This window comes from Halobacteriovorax sp. XZX-3 (assembly GCF_043196495.1).
GTDB lineage: Bacteria > Bdellovibrionota > Bacteriovoracia > Bacteriovoracales > Bacteriovoracaceae > Halobacteriovorax_A.
Genome location: NZ_JBEBMO010000002.1, coordinates 797,648 through 817,859, shown reverse-complemented (window position 1 = coordinate 817,859; position 20,212 = coordinate 797,648). Strand labels below are relative to the sequence as shown.

Here is a 20,212-nt window from a genome sequence, read left to right as displayed (position 1 = left end):
TGCTGCACATTTGCTTTTATTATAGATGTTTCAAAAGGCAAATGAAGACAAGAATACTTAAATTGCAGCTTAATAATGAATCATTTCATTGTGCTTCTACATTGCTAAATTTCAGAAAAAACTTAAGCATTTTTCGATAAAAATAGAGTCTTAAAAACTCCTTATGCTGTCCCTTCTTCACCACAGCAAACTTAATTACTGCATCATCTTCACAGTCACCGTATGTTTTAATTGTCGTCTCCTTACCACGAACAAACCATGTTGCATTAGTGCGACTTTCATCAGATTGGTTATTACATCGATTGTGATAGATCCACTTATCAACGGCCTCCTGGGCCCCGATATGCCCAAAAGGATGTTCAGGGTAATAGTCCTTCCCCACAAAAGGAATGGTTTTATCTTTTGTGCCGTGGATATGAAATATTGGCACGGCCTTTACATTAGGGCATGGATCCTGTTCAATGATGACCTCACCATTTTCATCTCTAAGATCAAGAGTTGCACCCAAAACTCCAACTGCTGTAACATAATTAGGATAAGTACAGGCCATCTTATAAGAAAAGAATCCACCATTAGAATGTCCAAAGAAATAGATTCGACTCATATCAACTCGATTGAATCGAGGATCGTTTGCTATATAGTCGATAAGGTTTTTTATATAGAGAGTGTCATCGACACCGGATTTATAAAAGTCACAACAAAAATTTCCACCGTTCCAATAATGCTCACCTTCAATATCCTTACGCCCTTCTGGAGTGAGAATCATGAAGCCAAGAACGTCCTTGTAGAATGAAAGACGAGTAAACATATACTGCATAAAAATTGAGCTTGTGTAGCCATGAACATTTACGATGAGTGGCCATTTCTCTTTTTGATAATAGCGCCGAGGCAACTCTAATAGTGCCGCAGGATGTCCTTGTTGTGACACATTTAATTTATAAGTTGTTCGAAAATGAGGGTGGCCAGCATAAACAAGAGTGGCCTTAAATAAAAAGAAGATTATCACCACGAGCGTGGCCCAGAATTTCATCATTAACTCCTTTCTGACCCCTTGTAATATCAGTATCATACTGATCTGAGCGATCCGGCTCCAGTAAAGTTGAAAGCAATAAAGTAAAAATAATATTCCTTTAACACTCCCGTAAATCCGTGGACTAATCGCATTAAATAGATTAAGCTATGGGCCGTTAATACATCTAAAATTTAAATAAGGACGATTTATGATTTCCACATCCAATGTCAGCTTAAGCTTTGGTGGCAAGAAGCTATTTGAAGACGTTAATATCAAATTTACTCCGGGTAACTGCTACGGTTTAATTGGTGCCAACGGTGCTGGTAAGTCTACATTCATCAAGGTTCTTTCTGGTGAAGTTGAGCCAAATACTGGTTCAATCAATATCACTCCAGGTGAGCGCCTTTCAATTCTAAAGCAGGATCACTTTGCGTACGAAGAAGAACAAGTTCTTCAAGCAGTTCTTATGGGTAACGAAAAACTTTTCTCAATTATGAAAGAGAAAGACGCAATCTATATGAAAGAAGATTTCAGTGATGAAGATGGAATGAAAGCAGCAGAGCTTGAAAGTGAGTTCGCTGAAATGAATGGTTACGAAGCCGAGTCTGAAGCAGGTATTCTTCTTTCTGGTCTTGGAATTGGAACTGAATACCACTACAAATATATGAAAGAGCTTACAGGGCCAGAGAAAGTTAAGGTTCTTCTTGCTCAAGCACTTTTTGGATCTCCAGATATTCTTCTTCTGGATGAGCCGACAAACAACCTTGATATCAAAGCGATTCAGTGGCTAGAAAACTTTCTTCTTAACTATGAAAAGACTGTAATTGTTGTTTCCCACGACCGTCACTTCCTAAACAAGGTTTGTACACATATTGCAGATATCGACTTTGGTAAGATCACTACTTACGCTGGTAACTACGACTTCTGGAGAAAATCTTCAGAACTTGCTCAGAGACTTCGTGCAGACCAAAATAAGAAAGCTGAAGATAAGGCCAAAGAACTTAAGGCCTTCATCCAAAGATTCTCTGCCAACGCTTCAAAGTCTTCTCAGGCGACTTCAAGACAAAAGCAACTTGAAAAGCTTGAGCTGACAGACCTTCCACAATCAACGAGAAAATACCCATTCGTACAATTCGATCCTAAGCGTGAAGCAGGAAAAGAAATTCTACGAGTAGAAGGAATCTCTAAAACGATTGATGGTGTTAAGCTACTTGATAATGTTACTTTCATGCTTAACAAAGACGATAAGATCGTTCTTCTTGGTGAAAATGACGTTGCAAAATCAACTCTTATGAAAATCCTTATGGGAGAAATGGAGCCAGATGCTGGAACTGTAGAATGGGGTGTAACAATCACGAATTCATATTTTCCAAAAGATAACTCAAGCTATTTCATGGATGGTAAGAACGACCTTGTAAACTGGCTAAGACAATACTCTGAAAACAAAGACGAAACATTTATTCGTGGCTTCCTTGGTAAGATGCTTTTCTCAGGAGAGGAAGCTCTTAAGAAGACAAATGTTCTTTCAGGGGGAGAGAAAGTTCGTTGTATGATGTCAAAGCTTATGCTTTCAGGTGCAAACGTACTTCTAGTTGACGGTCCAACAGACCACCTAGACCTAGAAAGTATTACATCAGTGAACGAAGGTTTCGAAAGATTTAAAGGTAACCTAATCTTTACTTCACATGACCATGAGTTCATTCAAACAGTAGCAAACCGTATTATCGACCTTGACCACACAACTGGAAAAGTTATTGAAGATAAGTACGTTAGTTACGATGATTACTTAGCATCAAAATCATAATTGCTATAAATACTAAAGGCCTCTTCTTGAGGCCTTTTTGTCACTTTTACCTTATTACAAGGTGAATTCCTGTAAGAAAGTTCTCTAAGTCTACTAAATCCCGTAATAAAAGATGTAAGAAAGTAAATTTCTTTAGCTAAACAAAATTTTAATTTCAAAAAAGTCATCCCCCACGTTAGAACTGGCCAAATTCAATTAAAACTCAGAGGGAGATTTATGAAAAAATTGGTTCTACTATTAGTGCTTACGGCCCTGACAGCAACGACTTTTGCGGCCCCAGGTAGAGGAAGAAGAAATAACAACGATGACGAATTAAGAAATCGTCGCTCACGTGATGCTAGATATGATAGAGACTCACGTCAAAATAGACAGCGTGACAGAAGATATGATGATCGTCGCAATGACAGACGTTATGATGACAGACGTTATGATGACAGACGTTATGACGACAGAAGATACGACGACCGTCGCACAACAAGACCTGATCCGACACGTGCTTACCGCCGCTACCGTCACACTCCAAACCGTGACTATGTAAGACACGACCGTCGATGGACATCTGCACGAGACTACCACAGAACGATTAGACCTATTTACGTTTATAATAATCGCTGGTTAAGAGTAAGTGTTTCATATGTTGATGGTTACTACTGGGATTACGACTATCCATACTTTATCTACAATGGTTACCGCCATCGCTACAGTGCTTACGATACTTGTAACTATGAACTTGTTGATAGCTGGAGTGATACAGTCGAAAGAACTTTCTACACGTATTCTTGTTCAACTGGATATGACCTTTGTGCAGATTTACGTGATGAATTAAATGACTACGAATACAATTACCGTTATTTCTGTGCCGAAAGATATAACTGGTAGATTCAATACTTATATGGGGCCACATTATGTGGCCCTTTTTTATTTTCGAATGAATCGATTAAATGAAGAAAAAGAAATTAGAATTGAAAGAACAATAATTAAAATGGCAAAGCCAATAATTTCAGTAGAACTAAAAATATAATTTAAATCAAATTGAAATTTAGCAACAGCAAAAGTAACAAGTTGACCTAACGTAATTCCTACCACAACAGCACTTACTGACATAAGCGCCATCTCCTTCATAATTGATTTTCTAATCTCGCTAAAACGAATCCCAATAATATTAATAAGAGAGATATCATCTCTTCGAGACTCTAACTGATGAGCTATCAGAGAATAAATCACAAGCAGCCCCACAAGAAAGACGATGAAGCTCATCGTAACAAGAATCTTTGTGATACTCTCCATAATTGTTGCCACTCTTTTAAGAGAGCTTTGAATATCAATTAAAGACACGTTTTGAAACTTGGCCGCAAAGTCAGATTGAAGCTGATCATTAACATCCCCCTCACCTTTGCCAATGGCCGCAATAAAAGTCTTTGGTGCATCTTCTAGAATACCTGGGCCAAATGAAATAAAGAAATTTGGTAAGAAGCTCGTCCAGCGAATCGAGCGAAAGCCTACAACTTTAGCAAGAATAGGCATTCCAAGAATATTATACTCTAGCTCATCTCCAAGATTAATACCTAGTCGACTCGCATAGCGCTGCTCAAGAGATACTTCTGCAACCTCATCTGTTTCAAAATCAAAACGCTTAGGCAAACGTCCTTCGACAATCTCCTCACCCCTTACAAGATGATCGCGGTAGCTTAAGTTTGCACTTCGGTTACGACTTCGCTGCTCCCTTTGCTCCTCTCGTGTTAAATCCCCAAGTTTTTCAGGATCGTAACCTTCACCGTTAATTTTTACCAGACGTCCACGTACCATCGGACTAATATTTAGAAGATCTAGCTTTTTATCTGTGACAAAAGTCTTCAACTCTTCAACTTGCTCAGGCTGAATATCAAAGAGGAAATAAACAGGACGCTCCTCTGCAGGCATCGAAAGTTCCGCGCCGATAATATTTTTCACCGAAGGAATTAGCGTCATGAGACTTGTTGAAATGAACAGACATAAGAAGATAAAGAGAGTCGAAATCTTATGTCGAGTCACATACTTAAAGGCCATATTAGAAGATAGACTTAGTTTAGGATTAAGTTTTCCAAGCCATGAAAGCACAAGACTTCCTACAGGAAAGAAAACTCCGATAATAATTAAGAAGACTACAATAAAAGCACTTCCAATAATTAAGCTCTCAGACAAGTAAATGGCCATCACCCAATAGAAAAGTACAATTGGGATAAATAGCAGGTAATCGGAAATATTATTAGATAAGCTTGTATCGTGATCAAAGAGCGCTTTTTGATCAACTCTTAAATAAGGAATAATTAAGGCCGGAGCTAATACAATAGTTGAAGCAACCCCAACGGCCATCGTGACAAAGAAAGTCGCTAGACTAAATTGTAACTCAATATTAATGCCAAGATTCTTACTGACCATGGTTTGAATAACTGGACTGAAGGCCGAACCAATAGCAATTCCAAGAAGTGATCCAAATAAACCTAAAAAGAAAAGTTTAAGCGTGTAGATCTTAAAGATATCCTTCTTCTTCATCCCAATGAAGCCAAGAATTGCTAGATCCTTTCTTCGCTTTAAAAGAAATCCTCTAAAAAGATAAATGAGTCCAAGCCCCGCAAGAAATAGTCCACATAATGAAACAAGACCTAAGAAATCACTTAGATAATCCATTGAGCGCCCCACTCTTTCAGAGTTAGATTGAGGAGAGCGAATACGAATTGAAGAATCGATTATTTTAGACTTTAGATTTTTCTCGGTTTTAACAAGTTCTTTGTCACTTAGTTCTTTGGCCATCTTAAAATGAAGACCTGTCCAAATTGTACTTCCAGGCTTGATAAGATCAGTTGAATCGAGAACTTCATTTTTCAAATAAAGTCTTGGTGCTAGTTGTCCCATCGAAAAGCCTGCAGAGCCATCTTCTTCGACGATTCCTGCCACTTTAAACATTTGTGATCCAATCTTTATTTCCTTGCCTACATCAAGTCCAAGTTGACCAACAAGTTCAGGATAAATAAAGACTTCATTCTCTTTTAAATCGCGAAAGCTCTTGCCACTCTTTGATCGGATATCACCATAGAAAGGAAACCCTTGACCAAGTCCTCTTATATTGACGAGTCGACTTTTTTCACCGTTAAAGAGCATCGAATACAAAGAGCGATTGCGAGTCATTTCACTATAATCGAGATTAGACTTTGCGATTTCTAAAGTATCCTTAGTAATGGCAATTCGTGAACTAACCGATATATCAGAGCCTAGAAGTGATTTTGATTTCGCTGTTAGAGCACTATCAAATGAAGACTTAAAAACTTCAATAGTTGATAGTCCAACCATTCCAATAGAGAGATTTAGAATAAAAATAATAAAGAACATTGGAGAGCTTCTAAGCTCTCGCATAACCATTTTAAGCTTCAAGACTTAGCACTCCATTTTCTAAGTGATAAATCTTCTCACACCTCTTTGCTAAATCCTTATCGTGAGTGACAAGAACAAGACTCATCTTTTCATCGCGAACAATATCAAAGATTAGATTCATGACTTCATCACCAGTATTCTCATCAAGACTTCCACTTGGCTCATCTGCCAGAAGAACACCTGGGTGAGTAACGAGAGCGCGAGCAATGGCAATTCGCTGCTTCTCTCCACCACTTAGCTGATTTGGAAAATGCGTCTTTCGGTGACTCATCCCTACTTTTTCAAGAAAGTAATCCACACGATCTTTCTGATGGCCATTACCATTTACTTCGAGCGGTAAGAGGACATTTTCATATGCATTTAGATGTTCTAATAAATGAAATTGTTGAAAGACCACACCAATATGCTTTGCTCTAAGATCTGTGATCTCTTCGCTATTTAGATCTTTGAGTGAATTATTGCGATATGAAATATCACCACTGGTGGCATCATCAATTCCACATAAGAGTGATAAGAGAGTTGATTTTCCACTACCAGATTTTCCAAGAATTGCGATGGTCTCCCCTTCGCTAACTCCAAGCTCAACACCTTTTAAAACATTGAGGATTTCTTCTCCTTGAGAAAAATCCTTTCTCACTTCTTTAAGTGATAATACTAATTCAGTCATTATAAAGCTTTCCTTATAAACGGTGCGACCGTCTTTGCAATAATCTTGTGTCCTTCCTCATTTGGGTGGATGCCATCGTCAATATTATACTGACGCTGTCCTGCTACATCCTTAAGTAAGAATGGCAGTAGTGTAACTCCCTCTTCTTTTTTTAAATCAGGAAACATTTTTTGAAATTCTTTTGTGTATTCAGGCCCATAATTTGGTGGAATCTGCATTCCGGCCAAAATAACTTTTACTCCCTTACTCTTTGCAAGCTTGATAGCATTTTTTAAATTCTCTTTTGTACTCACAAGTTTAATTCCACGAAGTCCATCATTTGCCCCAAGAGCAAGTAGCATAACATCAGGCTTTCCTCTTAAAGACCACTTAAGGCGAGAAACAGCAGAAGCTGAAGTAGAACCGCTAATACTTGCATTCATCACTTCAATTTCAATACCTTCTTTTTTTAAGATATCTTTCACAAGATTTGGGTAGGCCTTCTCTGGATCAACTCCATAACCGGCAGTAAGAGAGTCTCCGAGGAAGAGAACTTTTGGCGCAGCAAATGTTGAGAGACTAATTAATAGAACTAGTAAAAATTTATTCATAACAACTCCAATCATCTTATTTTAGGGCATCACAGCAAAAATAGCGAAGTTCATTTCGCTTTTTTACAAAGATTTAACAAAGCCTTTATTAATGCTTTGCTGGCCCTCTTTCATCAGTTAAACTAGATAAGTGAGTCAAGGAATCGAGATACTTCAAAAAATATTTGGTTATAATGCCTTTCGCGGCAATCAAGAAAAGATTGTGGAAAGTGTCATTGCAGGAAATAACGCACTGGTCCTCATGCCAACAGGTGGTGGGAAGTCCTTGTGCTATCAAATTCCAGCACTTGCCCGCTTTGGGACGGCCATTGTTATCTCTCCCCTAATCGCTCTTATGAAAGACCAAGTTGACGCCCTTATTGAAAAAGGCGTCGAAGCAGCCTACTTAAATTCTTCAATTTCTCATAGTGAACAGGATGATATTGTGGGAAATCTTCTCAACGGAAATATTAAGATCCTCTATGTCTCGCCAGAGCGTATGATGAATGAATACTTTCAGAGAATTTTGGAGCGCATTGAGATTTCTCTCTTTGCCATTGATGAGGCACACTGTGTTTCTCAATGGGGCCATGATTTTAGACCTGAGTATATGCAGCTTGGCATGATCACAAAGAAATTTCCCGACATCCCTCGCATTGCTCTTACCGCTACGGCCGGTGAAGCAACACGTGGTGAGATCATTCGCTGTCTAAACCTCCATGGCTCAAATCTCTTTATCAGCTCTTTTGATCGACCAAATATTACATACGAAGTTCAAAAGAAGACAACGAAAGAAAAAGACTTCTATCGTCTCACGCAATTTGTTCAAGATAATCTTGATGGCCAATCAGGAATCGTCTACTGCCTTTCACGCAAGGGTGTTGAAGAATGTGCCGACAAATTAGTTAAAGCGGGCTTTAAGGCCTATGCCTACCATGCGGGAATGAGTGCCAATTACCGCGAAAAAGTTCAAGAGAAATTTATCACTCAAAAGAATGTCATCGTTGTGGCAACCATTGCATTTGGAATGGGAATTGATAAGGCCGACGTACGCTTTGTTGCCCATATGGATATGCCAAAGTGTCTTGAGTCCTACTATCAAGAAACGGGACGAGCAGGACGAGATGGACTCCCTTCTCAAGTTCTTATGTTCTATGGACTAAGAGATCTTGTTCTTTTAAAAAGAATTGCTAATAAAGGCGTTGGCGCAGCAGCTCGTCGCCGAGTAAATGAAGAAAAGCTTGATGCCATTCTTGGTTTTTGCGAGGCCACAACTTGTCGCCGCGAAGTTCTTCTTAATTACTTTAATGACCCCTATCAAGGGCCATGTGGAAATTGTGATATCTGCTTAAGTGAACAGACTAAGCAGAAGCTTATTAATGCAACTGAAATAGCCAAGGCCGTTCTCACTTGTGTTTATGAAACTGACCAGCGCTACAACGTCCACTATATCGTCGATGTTCTCAAAGGAAATATCTCTGGTGTCATTCAAAAAAATGGCCACCACCATATCACAAGCTTTGGTTATGCAAGTAAGGAAGACGAAGGGTTTCTCTATTCTCTTTGTCGCCAACTAATTGCCCAAGGCCATCTTAAGATGATTATGGATGGAAGCTCAGAAATTAAACTTACTCAATCGGCCATCGATGTTATCGAAGATCGCAAGGAAGTCATGATTCGTGCAGACTTTAAAAAAGGTGCACCTGCTTCGAAGTCGACTGCGACAAAAACAAAAGCAACAAAGAAGAAAGCAGTTCGCAAGAAGGCCACCACAAGAAAGAAAGCTGTCGCCACATATAGGCCAAATGATGGAACTGATAAAGCAATGTATGAGAATTTAAAAGTTCTACGATCAAAGCTTGCCAAACAAAAACGCACACAGGCCTTTAAGATTTTTCCAGACAAGACTCTTATGGAGATGGCCGCCCAACGCCCACAAACTCTCGACGATCTCGAAAGCATCTATGGGGTTGGACCTAAGAAGCTTCAGCGCTTTGGGAAGATTTTCCTTGAGGCCCTTAATAACGATTTATAATTCTGATCATTACCGATAAGAATTTGTATTGAAGTAATTTTGCGCTTTCCTTGCATAAAAAAATCACAAAGTTTAAAGGCAGTAAACGGAGTTTCCGCCATTTTACTTAAAGAAGTAAATTTACATAACAAGCAAACTCACCATTTGAATTTAACAACTCATTAATCAGTACCTTGTCCTCATCTAATAGGTCATCATCACTCTCAAGATACATGATCACATGATCGTCCTTCACCTTGCTAACGCCGCAACTATCAACGCATGCAAACTTCTTACCTTCGCAACCTAAACTTTTTCCAGCAAACGTGTACTTCTTTTTCAACTCTTCTCTTGTAAGTTTAAAAACATCGTCTTTAAATTTAAATACTTCTTTCACATCATCAACATTTATCCACATATCTTGATTTGATAAAAGTTTTACACGTCCATTTTCAAACTTCTCCACTACTCCATACGTAAACACAAAATCAGAGTAATGTTCGTTCTTTAGCTTTACATAAATCTTAACTTGAACTCCATCTCTTGCACCAGGTTCTTTCTCAAACTTAATTCCTAGTTTCCCAATAGACTCTTTTCCTTTAGCGCTCTTAAATATATCAGCGACATAGATATTCTCAATATTCAAATCAATTTTAGAAATGATGTAAGCAGGACTGCCTCCAAAATTCTTCTCAAACAAATAACCTTGCTTCATCTTACAATTTGCATATACTTTATAATTACGAGTAATTCTAAAACTACTTTTACAATCAGAAATATATTTTTCATATTGCGTCTCTATCTTATCGGCTTTTGTCTTAAATTCGGTTATATTTTTATCAATTTGCGCTTTAATGCTGCCAGAATACTCTTGCTCAAAAGTTCCATACAAAAGATCACGTCCATAGACGCTAGAGCATAAACAAGCAACTAAACTGACTATTATTAATTTATTCATTCAAATCTCCCTGCTGAGAGTAAATTTTCATTTTTTAGCATTCGGTTCCAGTCTATCAAAAGGCAGTAAACGGAGTTTCCGCCATTTTACTTAAAGAAGTAAATTTACATAACAAGCAAACTCACCATTTGAATTTAACAACTCAATAATCAGTACCTTGTCCTCATCTAATAGGTCATCATCACTCTCAAGATACATGATCACATGATCGTCCTTCACCTTGCTAACGCCGCAACTATCAACGCATGCAAACTTCTTACCTTCGCAACCTAAACTTTTTCCAGCAAACGTGTACTTCTTTTTCAACTCTTCTCTTGTAAGTTTAAAAACATCGTCTTTAAATTTAAATACTTCTTTCACATCATCAACATTTATCCACATATCTTGATTTGATAAAAGTTTTACACGTCCATTTTCAAACTTCTCCACTACTCCATACGTAAACACAAAATCAGAGTAATGTTCGTTCTTTAGCTTTACATAAATCTTAACTTGAACTCCATTTCTTGAACCAGGTTCTTTCTCAAATTTAATTCCTAGTTTCCCAATAGACTCTTTTCCTTTAGCGCTCTTAAATATATCAGCGACATAGATATTCTCAATATTCAAATCAATTTTAGAAATGATGTAACCAGGACTCTCTCCAAACTTTTTCTTAAATAAATAACGCTGCCTCCTTTCGCAGTCTGTAAACTCTTTAAGGTTTTGATTTTTTTTCAGACTACTCACGCAGCTAGAAATATATATCTCATATTTCTTCTCTATCTTATCGGCTTCTGTCTTAAATTCGGATATATTTTTATCAACTCTTTTTTTGAGATCACCAGAGAATCGCTGCTCAAAAGTTCCATATAAAAGATCACGTCCATAGACGCTAGAACATAAACAAGCAACTAAACTGACTATTATTAATTTATTCATTCAAATCTCCCTATTGAGAGTAAATTTTACATTCGTTTCCTGGTGCTTACTCATTGACTCGGCGTTACTCAATCTTAAATAAATCATGAATGCTTATCGACATTATACAGGTATAAATTCAATAGATTTAATCGCTTTAGGATTAAAATAGAATTATCTTCTATATATTTAAATTTATGATAATTTTTGAGAGTTATTAGCTGATTTTCACTTCGTGAAAATGTCGTTCTTTTTATGCGTTAACTTTCCCATTGGCCTTGAGACGAACCGCTCGGGCTTGAACCCTCGCTCTCGACACTAATCTCTAGCTGAAGAGTTGGGGGCCTAGCACCGCAAACAATAGCCCGCCTTTGGGCGGCCAATTTTGCGGGTGGCCTTGAGACGAACCGCTCGGGCTTGGACCCTCGCTCTCGACGCTAATCTCTAGCTAAAGAGTTGGGGGCCTAGCACCGCAAACAATAGCCCGCCTTAGGGCGGCCAATTTTGCGGGTGCTTAATAGCGATCTTTAAAACGTATAATCAAAGATTGATTGATATGAAGGTTTCCGCGACGGTAGTCGATGAATTTTGCACGCATTAAGTTTTTTAATGAGTGAGAGAAGTCCACATCGGCCATAGCAAATTCTTTGTAAGGATAGCCGGCCCAAAGATTTTTAAGCTCAGCGTGAAGATCTTTTTCTCTTTTTCTGAATTTACCTTGGTCTTTTAGATGGTAAATGATGAAAAGCTCTTCGTCTTCAAGATCAATTCCTAGGCCATAGCAGATGGCACTTAGTGCATGAACTGCAGCAATGTATTTCTTATCCTTACCGAATTCGTTTTGAAAATTAACAAAGCCTTTAAAGAATGCATCTAATTTGAAAACCATATTTTCATAGATTGCATATGTACTTTTTGATGAGTCATTAGAGACGTGGATACATTTATGAAGAAGTTCTTCAAATTGATCCATTTTCTTAAATTCTACTCTTTCTAATATTTCTTCTAATGTTTCTTGTAATTGTTCCATAGTCGTCTTTTTATCACATAATTCCTAAGCTGCCTATTGAGTAATACCGCGAATCTGATACTCTTTCGAAGGCTTACGACGGCGATCGTATTCCTTTTGTCCTGGAGAGCGTGAATCATTGTAAATATCCTCAGCTCCATAATAATTACTGATCATACAGACATTAAGAGCTGCGATACGATCGCATTTTGATTTAACAATTCTTTTATAATTGGCCACCGCTTTTTGATTTCGGGCCTGTCTTTCTGGTGTTAAGCGGTAGTATTCAACAAAGAGATTTCTATCCGCTGGATTAATTTCATCTTTGTACACATTGTAAACGAGCTTCTCGCAAGAAACATCCTTAAGCTCTCCTTCAATAGCAGGAAAGTGATTCTTTAAAGTTGATGCTGATTGAGAACGGAAACCACCTTGATCATCGTCCCCTGCAAAGAATGAAAGGTTTGAATAAATATCTTCAATCTTAGCTGTTTCGTTTTCACAAGAATTAAGCATTTGATCGACTCTTGTTAGAAGTCTCTCAAGATTCTTTTTAGTCACCTCTGCATTTTCATCATCACAAGAAATACACCACTCTCTTTCTGCGAAGTCAGAATTCACATAGAGCATGGTTGCTAAGAGAGTATTTTCAAGTCCACTCATGGCATCAGCATGGGCCGTCGGAATTAATAAATCAAGGACAGTAAACCTACGAGTGGCCTTAACTTTATCCGTTAACTCATTAAACGCCTTATTAAAGTCGAGCTTCTGAAGGTCGATAGGACGCTCATTTAAGAGGAACTGGTTTTTAACTAGGGTTTGAATCGAATATTGTAATTTATAATTTCCAACCCTAATGGTAGCTATACCATTACTAATAGTTGCTGGTGGAAGTTCACCAATTTTGTTCTTCTTTAACCAGCGAAAGTACTTATGCTGTTCTTTGATATTTTTAAAGGATTGCGCATAAGACTCTGGATCCTTGCGCCTCTGATTGTAACTATCTGTGATATTCACAAACCTTCGGTAAAAATTCTTTAAAGCGAAGTCTTCAACGATTGCTTCTCCAGAATATTCTTCTTTCTCCACAATCATTTTTGCATGAGATTGGGACACTGTCGCCAAAAGGCCAACAAGTACCAAGAACTTAATAACTGAATTCCTCATAATTATCTCCCATACGCTTAACGGAGTAATTATATCAATTATTAAATATTTATGTCAGAGATCTAAAGATATCAGTAAGATAGCAAGGCCATCGACATGGCCTCGCCCTAGTTATGCCAATTAAAATTGTGCTGATAATTGAAAGATAAAAGATGAGCCACACTCGAATTCATCGAGCTGATTGACTCCACAATCCATTGCTGAAACAGAGTAGTCCATTGTGAAAGACCCTTTTTCCGTATTCAATTTGAAGCCCTCTGCTAAATCAAGGCCTTGGGCCGTAAGAGCTGGAGCGATTGCTCTTTCTAAGTTCTCTGCACTAATTGAGATTTGTTTTAGCTTACCAAATAAAGTCTTCTTAACCACTGCTGGTACCACAATATCAATTTCATGCTCTTCAAAGATAATTTGAACTGCTTTTTTAGAGACAACGTTTAATTTCATTTTATTAAGTATTTGCTTAGTAGGAACTCCTTGCGAGATTTCATTACGTGAGCCTTCAACACTAATAACCATGTCGAAGTCACCTTCAATTGTCGACTTTGTTCCAGTAAGAGCATCTCCCTTAACTTCATAGAAGTCCTTACCACGAAGCTCGATCGTAATTTCCATTCCATTTTCAAGGTGATTGAAATTTGTGTTAACAGTCTTAGCTAATTCATTATAACTTACACCCTTTGCAAGAGCTTCTGTCATGGCCGTCGAACATGATTCAACCTGACCAAGATCTCCTCTCTTTAAAAGAGCTGCCGCCTTAGTAGAGCCGTCTAAGGCACGGGCATAATTTATTGCGGCCTCATTATTTGAAAAGCGACAACTTGATAATCCATCATTAACAGATAATGATGCAAATGCTTGAGTGCTTAATAAAGTGATTGCTGTGGCAATAATAAATTTATTCAATTCAGGCTCCCTGCTACCTTCTTAAAAGATTGGCAATAAAATAGCACATCCAGCAAATCTATCGAGTAATTTGAAAATTTACCAATGGATGTCTTAGATTTAGACGCCTATTTTAAACAAGGAGAAGTGGTCTTGAAACTTAAGAATATTCTTAAATTTCAAGACCTTAGAGCTTATTCTGTCTTCATTTGCTCAATAAATAACCGATATAATGAAGGTAAAACGACAAGAGTCAGAAGAGTTGCTGAAATAATCCCTCCAACGACTACTGTCGCTAGCGGTTTTTGAACCTCTGCCCCTAGCCCAGTTGAAAAAATCATCGGTAGGAAACCAAAGATATCCGTTAAGGCCGTCATAAGAACTGGACGAAGTCTAACCATTGTCCCCTCCCTCACAACGTCATCAGGTGATTTTCCATCTGCTAAGAGTCGATTAAAGTAAGTCACAAGAACAACACCATTTAGAATACTAATCCCGCACAGAGCGATAAATCCAACACCAGCAGAAATACTAAATGGTAATCCTAAAATCTTTAGTGATAGAACTCCACCGATGAGGGCCATTGGTGCGCATAGAAAAATCAATAAGACTTGGGCGTAGTTTTTAAAAGCCGCATAGAGCATCACTAAAATGAGAAGCAGGGCCAATGGAACCAGAATACTTAGTCTTTCTTTAGCAGAAATAAGATTCTTAAAACTTCCACCCCATTCGATATAATAACCTTCAGGAAGAGTTACTTCTTTCTCAACAATCTCTTTTGCTACCTTAACAAAGTTTTCAATATCACGAGTTTGTGGATTAATTAAAATGGCCAATCTTCGAGTTGAATTCTCACGATTAATCGATGAGTATGTCTCAGAAAGTTCAATATCTGCGACATCTTTTATTTTAACAGTGTACCCTTCAGAAATCCCCACCGGAAGATTTGAAATTGTTTCCACATCAGATCTCTCATTAGCAGATAAGCGAGTCATGATTGGATACTTCTTAACACCATCATAAATATCACCAACCTTGCTGCCACCAATGGCCGTTGAGATAACATCAAGAACAGGTTTGCTACTAACACCTAACTTTGCAAGCTCCTCAAGCTTTGGCGTGTATTGAATCATTGGAGAAAGCCCCTTTGATTCAACTTCAACCTCACCTGCTCCAGGTGTTTTTGCAATGGCTTCAGAAACCTTATTGGCAATCTCTTCTATGACTTTTAAATCTTCCCCGTAAACTTTCGCTGAAACAGATGCCCTTGTTCCTTCAAGTAACTCGTTAAAACGTAGTTCTACTGGTTGAGAGAACATTGCCACTTGAGCTGGTATATTTAAGGCGAGGGCCTTCTTCACTTCCTCCATTAGATCATTCTTATTTTGAATAAGATCACTTTTTGGCCATTCATCAACTGGCTTAAGCATGACATATGAATCCGAAATATTAACCCCCATAGGGTCAGTACTAATCTCACCTGCTCCAGTTCTCCCAAAAACTGTTTTGACTTGTGGAAATTCTTTGATGACATCTTCACTTAATCTTTGAAGATGGATGGAATTTTCAATGTTGATGTTTGCTGGGCGAATAAACTGAACCGCAAAGTCCCCCTCATCTAATTGAGGAATAAACTCAGATCCTAGGCCCATAAAAAGAACTCCCCCCAGAGCAATGGCAGATACGCCAAGGCCAAGGACAGTCTTTTTAAACTTAAGGGCCAATTCTAAAATTGGAGCAAAAGCTTGCTTGGCAAGAAGCATGATCTTAGGTTCACGATCTTTAGTATTTGAATTTAAGAATGTTGCGGCCAATGCTGGTACTAAAGTAAAAGATAGAACGAGGGCCGAACCAAGGGCCATAATGAAAGTTGTCGCCATTGGACCAAACATCTTCCCTTCAACTCCAGTTAGGGCAAATAGAGGGATGAAAACAGTAATGACAATGATCTCACCGAAGCCTGCGGCAGAACGAATTTCTATTGCACTTTCGACAACAAGATCTTTGATTTCAGCGCGTGTTAAGGCGCGCCCAATTTCCTTTGTTCTCTTTTGTAAGCGGTGGACACAATTTTCAATAACAATAACGGCACCGTCAACAATGATCCCAAAATCTAGAGCACCAAGACTCATTAAATTTCCTGAAACATTTTGCCAGCGCATTAGAATGAAAGTAATTAAAAGAGATATTGGAATGGTAGCAGCAACAATAATTGCGGCCCTAATATTTCCCACAAGAAGCATGAGAAAGGCCATCACAAGTCCGGCACCTACAATTAAGTTATGCTCAACTGTACTTAAGGTAGCATTAACCATATTCGAACGATTATAAACGATTTCGAGATTTACCCATGAAGGAAGATCCTTTTTAATCTCGTTAATACGCTCTTCAAGCCTAGTTGAGACTGCACGCGAGTTTTCCCCAAGAAGCATGAAGGCCGTTCCAATGACAACTTCTCTACCGTTATGAGTCGCCGCTCCAGTTCGTATTTCCTTATCAAATTTAACTTTTGCAACATCTTTTACGCGAATGATATCAAGAGAACCAAGTCGCTTAATGACAATATTTTCAATGTCCGAAATATTCTTTAATAGGCCAACTCCGCGAACAAGTAGCTGCTCTCCTGTTTGAGGAATATAGCCTCCCCCAACATTCTGGTTCGTACTCTCAATGGCGTTTTCAATATCATCAAAGTGAATTCCAAAACGGGCCATTTTATTAATATCTGGTTGGATGAAATATTGCTTCTCATAACCACCAATTGTATTAACTTCTGTCACACCTTTAACAGTTAGAAGTCTTGGCTTGATCAACCAATCTTGGATTGAGCGAAGCTCCATAAGCTTCAGCATCTCCTCTTCTTCAGTTTTTACTTCTCCCTTAAAACTTAAGGAGTAGTGAAAGATCTCTCCAAGGCCCGTACTGATTGGCCCCATCTCTGGCTTCATTCCTATAGGAAGATCGATATTAACAAGTTTTTCAGAAGTAAGTTGTCTGGCGCGATATATATCCACATCATCACTAAAGATAACAGTAACCTGAGAGATTCCGTATTTAGAAACTGAGCGGGTTTGCTCAACACCAGGCATTCCCGTTAAAGCTGACTCAATTGGAAACGTTACCATTCTTTCAATTTCTTCAGGAGTTAGCCCTTCAACAGGAGTATTAACCTGCACCTGGGTATTTGTGATATCTGGAACAGCATCAATTGATAATTTATCAAAAGAGTAAATACCGCCAATGATGAGAATTGCTGTGGCAATAAAAACAAAGAGACGGTTATGAACACTGAATTCAATTATTTTATTCATCATGATTCTTGCTCCCGTCCTTAATGTGCGTGGCCATATTCAGACTCATCTGTTGAGAAGATATCTGAAACGCGAAGAAGACCAATTCCGCTAACAACAATTTCATCCCCTTTAGTGAATGCTCCAGTCAGCTCATGCTCGTCTATTAACTTAAAGAAGCCAGCTCTTTTACGATAAAGCGCACGCTCTTTACCAACCACAACGTAGGCACTATCTGGGATATTTACAAATCCCTTTGTGTACGTAGTTGTTTTAATAGCAAGTCTCTTCTGCGCTTCATTAGACAACTGAAAACCGTGCCTTTCATCAACTTTCGTGATGGCCTTGCCTTCACCAGTTTTCTCTTCCCCGTGTCCATGATGATCGTCGTGGTCGCCATGTTCTTCATGATCGCCGTGTTCTTCATGGTCATCGTGCTTATCATGATCGTCGTGGTCAGAATGTTCCTCATGCTTGTGTTCGTCATGCTTGTGTTCGTCATGATGAGATTCACAACCAACTAAACCGATCAGTAATATTATTAAGAATATTTTTTTCATATTTGTTCCTCTAGGATTGTTCCTCTTAGTAAATAGATATTCCATAAAGCTTCGACTGCTCCCATTTCGTAGTCGTTTCGCCTAATGGAAAAGTCCACCATTTGCCTGTGGGCCTCAATAATTAGCGATGTTGAAATCACACCGCGATCAAAGAGCTTTTCTATTCTCTTATGCTTCTTTTCTAAGACCGCCTGAGAAATCATTTTCTTGTAAACTGATTTGTAACGTTGATATTTTTGAATCCAATTCCTAAGATCGATTTGAAGATCAAGCTCATCGTAGCGAACTTGGTACTCACCCTTTTTAACTGCGGCCATCCCCTTGGCCTTTGCTCCATCATTTGTATTAAATACTGGTAAGTCAAAAGTAAGGCTTAGACCAAAGGCATGCTCTTTCTCATCATCAACTTTGGAGTATTCATACATCGGGCCAATTCTGAGATCACTATAAGCATTAGACTTGGCGACATCGTACTCAGCTTTTGCAACAGCAAGTTGTGCGAGTCCTTTCTTATAGTCAGTGCTATCTTTTAACTCTAATGACTTAAGGTTTATCTTCTTAAATTGGAACAACTCAGGAAGAGCACTTTTTGTGACGACACAATTCTTTCCCGCATTCAATTTCAGATGAACTTGGAGTTTAGACTTTTCAGCATGTAATTCAGATAGCCTGATATAGTAATCATCCATGGCAAAAGAAAGTGTTTCATACTCAACCTCTTGGCTTGGCGAAAGCGCTTTCCTAATCTTGCTCTTTTTATCAAGAACTTTCTTTAGAGAATCGTATGACTCTTGATAGACAGGTATAAGTTCTTGAACTTGTCTAAGGCGATACATATTTAGAATATTTTCTAAAACGACCTTTTCTTTCTCCCCTTTAAATTCAAGGCTACCAAGCTCTTTCATTCTCTGGGCCCACGTCTTACGCGATCCCCTCTTGCCCCCTAACTCAAAAGTTTGAGTGACTTTAATCATCGAGGAAATCTCATTTTTTCCAGGCGTGACAATTTCTGTTTCAACCTCAGGGTTATAAACCTGATTGGCCGAATTGATTTCACCATCAAGCATCTCCTCATTGACCTTTGCCAAGAGATTCACTTGATGATTCGATTTAATTTGCTTCAAAAATTCATTGGCATCTGTGATACGACAACTCTGTCCATAGGTATTTATGCCCATGCACAAAGCGAGAATCACGATGCTACTTCGACTAGTATTCATCGCATTAATCCTTTAAAAATAAGAATGTTAAAACTTTAAATTTGTAATGTTACGATAAAGAAGGTGGCTTCTTTGCCGGGTCGAGGTATGGGGATTTGAAGAAATCCAATCTTGGTGTTTGTGTGATATTAATTTCAATTAGAGGTAATTTAATTTCGACAGTATGTTCGAGATTGGCCAAGAAGTGAAGACCTGTACAATGAATATGACAGTGATCAGAACCGCTGTCGTGATCGTCGCAATGATCTGGATGGTCCAATTTAGATTTTTCGACTTTGGTACTCTCCATATTATTTACAGACAATTTAATTTCATGGGCCTCATGAGTGAAGCTCACAAAAATCATAAAGACTGTGAATAGTGAAAGTAGAATTCGCATCATGAGTAAAATACTAACATGCTCAGATATTGGAGTCTAGCCTCCAATCTGTTTCCACTTTAAATTATTTTTATCGAAGTGCGCCTTAACTTGATCAAGCTTTTCACCGTGAACTTCAATATAGTCGTTCTTAAAAGCGCCACCAACCCCTAGAGACTTCTTTAAATCTTTAGCAAGTTTCTGACACCACTTCTTATTTGCTGGAAGATCACTTATTTCAACGATTGCTCTTCCTTTTCCAGAAGTAAGCCTTCTAATTTTAAGAACAAGTTCAGACTCGTTAACTTCTTCATTAGAATTATTTTTACTATTTTTTTTTCTTAAATCACCGGCCTCATCAGACCATACTAATTTTGCATCTTTCATTCTTTAA

At 38.3% G+C, this 20,212-nt stretch carries 17 protein-coding genes; 3 read left to right on the top strand and 14 right to left on the bottom strand.

The genetic code is table 11. The features are described from left to right. Nucleotides 1-85: 85 nt before the first annotated feature. Nucleotides 86-1,030 (bottom strand): alpha/beta hydrolase family esterase, encoded by a 945-nt coding sequence (locus tag ABMA70_RS14430; protein ID WP_393022270.1) that lies wholly within the window; start codon nucleotides 1,028-1,030, stop codon nucleotides 86-88. 190 nt (nucleotides 1,031-1,220) lie between these two features. Between ABMA70_RS14430 and ABMA70_RS14425 the strand changes: the two genes are divergently transcribed. Together ABMA70_RS14425 and ABMA70_RS14420 are read left to right on the top strand one after the other, a co-directional pair. Further along, nucleotides 1,221-2,816 carry an ABC-F family ATP-binding cassette domain-containing protein gene (locus ABMA70_RS14425; protein ID WP_103218072.1) on the top strand — a complete coding sequence of 532 codons (1,596 nt, stop codon included), beginning with the start codon at nucleotides 1,221-1,223 and terminating at the stop codon, nucleotides 2,814-2,816. Between the two features lie 216 nt (nucleotides 2,817-3,032). Continuing rightward, on the top strand, nucleotides 3,033-3,695 hold the full coding sequence (locus tag ABMA70_RS14420) for a hypothetical protein (protein ID WP_103218074.1): 663 nt from the start codon (nucleotides 3,033-3,035) through the stop codon (nucleotides 3,693-3,695). 39 nt (nucleotides 3,696-3,734) lie between these two features. Here ABMA70_RS14420 and ABMA70_RS14415 read toward each other — a convergent pair whose 3' ends face one another. From ABMA70_RS14415 to ABMA70_RS14405, 3 genes are read right to left on the bottom strand one after another with little or no spacing between them, the layout of a single operon-like run. Then, nucleotides 3,735-6,224 carry an ABC transporter permease gene (locus ABMA70_RS14415; RefSeq protein WP_392992526.1) on the bottom strand — a complete coding sequence of 830 codons (2,490 nt, stop codon included), beginning with the start codon at nucleotides 6,222-6,224 and terminating at the stop codon, nucleotides 3,735-3,737. After that, nucleotides 6,214-6,891 (bottom strand): ABC transporter ATP-binding protein, encoded by a 678-nt coding sequence (locus ABMA70_RS14410; protein WP_103218076.1) that lies wholly within the window; start codon nucleotides 6,889-6,891, stop codon nucleotides 6,214-6,216. Before ABMA70_RS14410 ends, ABMA70_RS14415 begins: the two co-directional genes overlap by 11 nt. Beyond that, nucleotides 6,891-7,481, bottom strand: a complete 591-nt coding sequence (locus ABMA70_RS14405) for an arylesterase (RefSeq protein ID WP_392992529.1) — start codon at nucleotides 7,479-7,481, stop codon at nucleotides 6,891-6,893. Before ABMA70_RS14405 ends, ABMA70_RS14410 begins: the two co-directional genes overlap by 1 nt. A gap of 130 nt (nucleotides 7,482-7,611) precedes the next feature. Between ABMA70_RS14405 and recQ the strand changes: the two genes are divergently transcribed. Beyond that, nucleotides 7,612-9,495, top strand: coding sequence for a DNA helicase RecQ (gene recQ, locus ABMA70_RS14400; protein WP_392992531.1), 1,884 nt, complete (start codon nucleotides 7,612-7,614; stop codon nucleotides 9,493-9,495). Between the two features lie 106 nt (nucleotides 9,496-9,601). On the opposite strand, the gene ABMA70_RS14395 is transcribed toward recQ, so the two are convergent. The 10 genes from ABMA70_RS14395 to ABMA70_RS14350 all read right to left on the bottom strand — a co-directional run bounded on the left by ABMA70_RS14395 (nucleotide 9,602) and on the right by ABMA70_RS14350 (nucleotide 20,205). Further along, complete coding sequence (locus tag ABMA70_RS14395; protein ID WP_392992532.1) at nucleotides 9,602-10,432, bottom strand: hypothetical protein; 831 nt, start codon at nucleotides 10,430-10,432, stop codon at nucleotides 9,602-9,604. Nucleotides 10,433-10,522: 90 nt separating this feature from the next. Then, nucleotides 10,523-11,353, bottom strand: coding sequence for a hypothetical protein (locus tag ABMA70_RS14390; RefSeq protein WP_392992534.1), 831 nt, complete (start codon nucleotides 11,351-11,353; stop codon nucleotides 10,523-10,525). A gap of 493 nt (nucleotides 11,354-11,846) precedes the next feature. Further along, nucleotides 11,847-12,362 (bottom strand): hypothetical protein, encoded by a 516-nt coding sequence (locus ABMA70_RS14385; RefSeq protein WP_103218084.1) that lies wholly within the window; start codon nucleotides 12,360-12,362, stop codon nucleotides 11,847-11,849. 33 nt (nucleotides 12,363-12,395) lie between these two features. Then, nucleotides 12,396-13,508, bottom strand: a complete 1,113-nt coding sequence (locus ABMA70_RS14380; RefSeq protein ID WP_392992536.1) for a hypothetical protein — start codon at nucleotides 13,506-13,508, stop codon at nucleotides 12,396-12,398. A gap of 120 nt (nucleotides 13,509-13,628) precedes the next feature. Further along, on the bottom strand, nucleotides 13,629-14,411 hold the full coding sequence (locus tag ABMA70_RS14375; RefSeq protein ID WP_392992538.1) for a hypothetical protein: 783 nt from the start codon (nucleotides 14,409-14,411) through the stop codon (nucleotides 13,629-13,631). A 173-nt stretch (nucleotides 14,412-14,584) separates the two neighbouring features. Then, a complete protein-coding gene (locus tag ABMA70_RS14370) occupies nucleotides 14,585-17,704 on the bottom strand; it encodes an efflux RND transporter permease subunit (protein WP_392992540.1) in 3,120 nt (1,039 codons plus the stop codon). A gap of 17 nt (nucleotides 17,705-17,721) precedes the next feature. Further along, nucleotides 17,722-18,240, bottom strand: a complete 519-nt coding sequence (locus ABMA70_RS14365; RefSeq protein ID WP_392992542.1) for a hypothetical protein — start codon at nucleotides 18,238-18,240, stop codon at nucleotides 17,722-17,724. After that, nucleotides 18,237-19,460, bottom strand: coding sequence for a TolC family protein (locus tag ABMA70_RS14360; RefSeq protein ID WP_392992544.1), 1,224 nt, complete (start codon nucleotides 19,458-19,460; stop codon nucleotides 18,237-18,239). Before ABMA70_RS14360 ends, ABMA70_RS14365 begins: the two co-directional genes overlap by 4 nt. Nucleotides 19,461-19,509: 49 nt before the next feature. After that, on the bottom strand, nucleotides 19,510-19,842 hold the full coding sequence (locus ABMA70_RS14355; RefSeq protein ID WP_146037857.1) for a hypothetical protein: 333 nt from the start codon (nucleotides 19,840-19,842) through the stop codon (nucleotides 19,510-19,512). A gap of 33 nt (nucleotides 19,843-19,875) precedes the next feature. Continuing rightward, nucleotides 19,876-20,205, bottom strand: coding sequence for a hypothetical protein (locus ABMA70_RS14350; protein WP_103218091.1), 330 nt, complete (start codon nucleotides 20,203-20,205; stop codon nucleotides 19,876-19,878). Nucleotides 20,206-20,212 lie beyond the last annotated feature (7 nt).

What these genes read in the sequence shown, in the direction of transcription:
- ABMA70_RS14430 (WP_393022270.1), bottom strand. Translation starts at nt 1,030, where the DNA reads ATGAAATTCTGGGCCACGCTCGTGGTGATAATCTTCTTTTTATTTAAG.
- ABMA70_RS14425 (WP_103218072.1), top strand. Translation starts at nt 1,221, where the DNA reads ATGATTTCCACATCCAATGTCAGCTTAAGCTTTGGTGGCAAGAAGCTA.
- ABMA70_RS14420 (WP_103218074.1), top strand. Translation starts at nt 3,033, where the DNA reads ATGAAAAAATTGGTTCTACTATTAGTGCTTACGGCCCTGACAGCAACG.
- ABMA70_RS14410 (WP_103218076.1), bottom strand. Translation starts at nt 6,891, where the DNA reads ATGACTGAATTAGTATTATCACTTAAAGAAGTGAGAAAGGATTTTTCT.
- ABMA70_RS14405 (WP_392992529.1), bottom strand. Translation starts at nt 7,481, where the DNA reads ATGAATAAATTTTTACTAGTTCTATTAATTAGTCTCTCAACATTTGCT.
- ABMA70_RS14395 (WP_392992532.1), bottom strand. Translation starts at nt 10,432, where the DNA reads ATGAATAAATTAATAATAGTCAGTTTAGTTGCTTGTTTATGCTCTAGC.
- ABMA70_RS14390 (WP_392992534.1), bottom strand. Translation starts at nt 11,353, where the DNA reads ATGAATAAATTAATAATAGTCAGTTTAGTTGCTTGTTTATGTTCTAGC.
- ABMA70_RS14385 (WP_103218084.1), bottom strand. Translation starts at nt 12,362, where the DNA reads ATGGAACAATTACAAGAAACATTAGAAGAAATATTAGAAAGAGTAGAA.
- ABMA70_RS14380 (WP_392992536.1), bottom strand. Translation starts at nt 13,508, where the DNA reads ATGAGGAATTCAGTTATTAAGTTCTTGGTACTTGTTGGCCTTTTGGCG.
- ABMA70_RS14370 (WP_392992540.1), bottom strand. Translation starts at nt 17,704, where the DNA reads ATGATGAATAAAATAATTGAATTCAGTGTTCATAACCGTCTCTTTGTT.
- ABMA70_RS14365 (WP_392992542.1), bottom strand. Translation starts at nt 18,240, where the DNA reads ATGAAAAAAATATTCTTAATAATATTACTGATCGGTTTAGTTGGTTGT.
- ABMA70_RS14360 (WP_392992544.1), bottom strand. Translation starts at nt 19,460, where the DNA reads ATGAATACTAGTCGAAGTAGCATCGTGATTCTCGCTTTGTGCATGGGC.
- ABMA70_RS14355 (WP_146037857.1), bottom strand. Translation starts at nt 19,842, where the DNA reads ATGATGCGAATTCTACTTTCACTATTCACAGTCTTTATGATTTTTGTG.
- ABMA70_RS14350 (WP_103218091.1), bottom strand. Translation starts at nt 20,205, where the DNA reads ATGAAAGATGCAAAATTAGTATGGTCTGATGAGGCCGGTGATTTAAGA.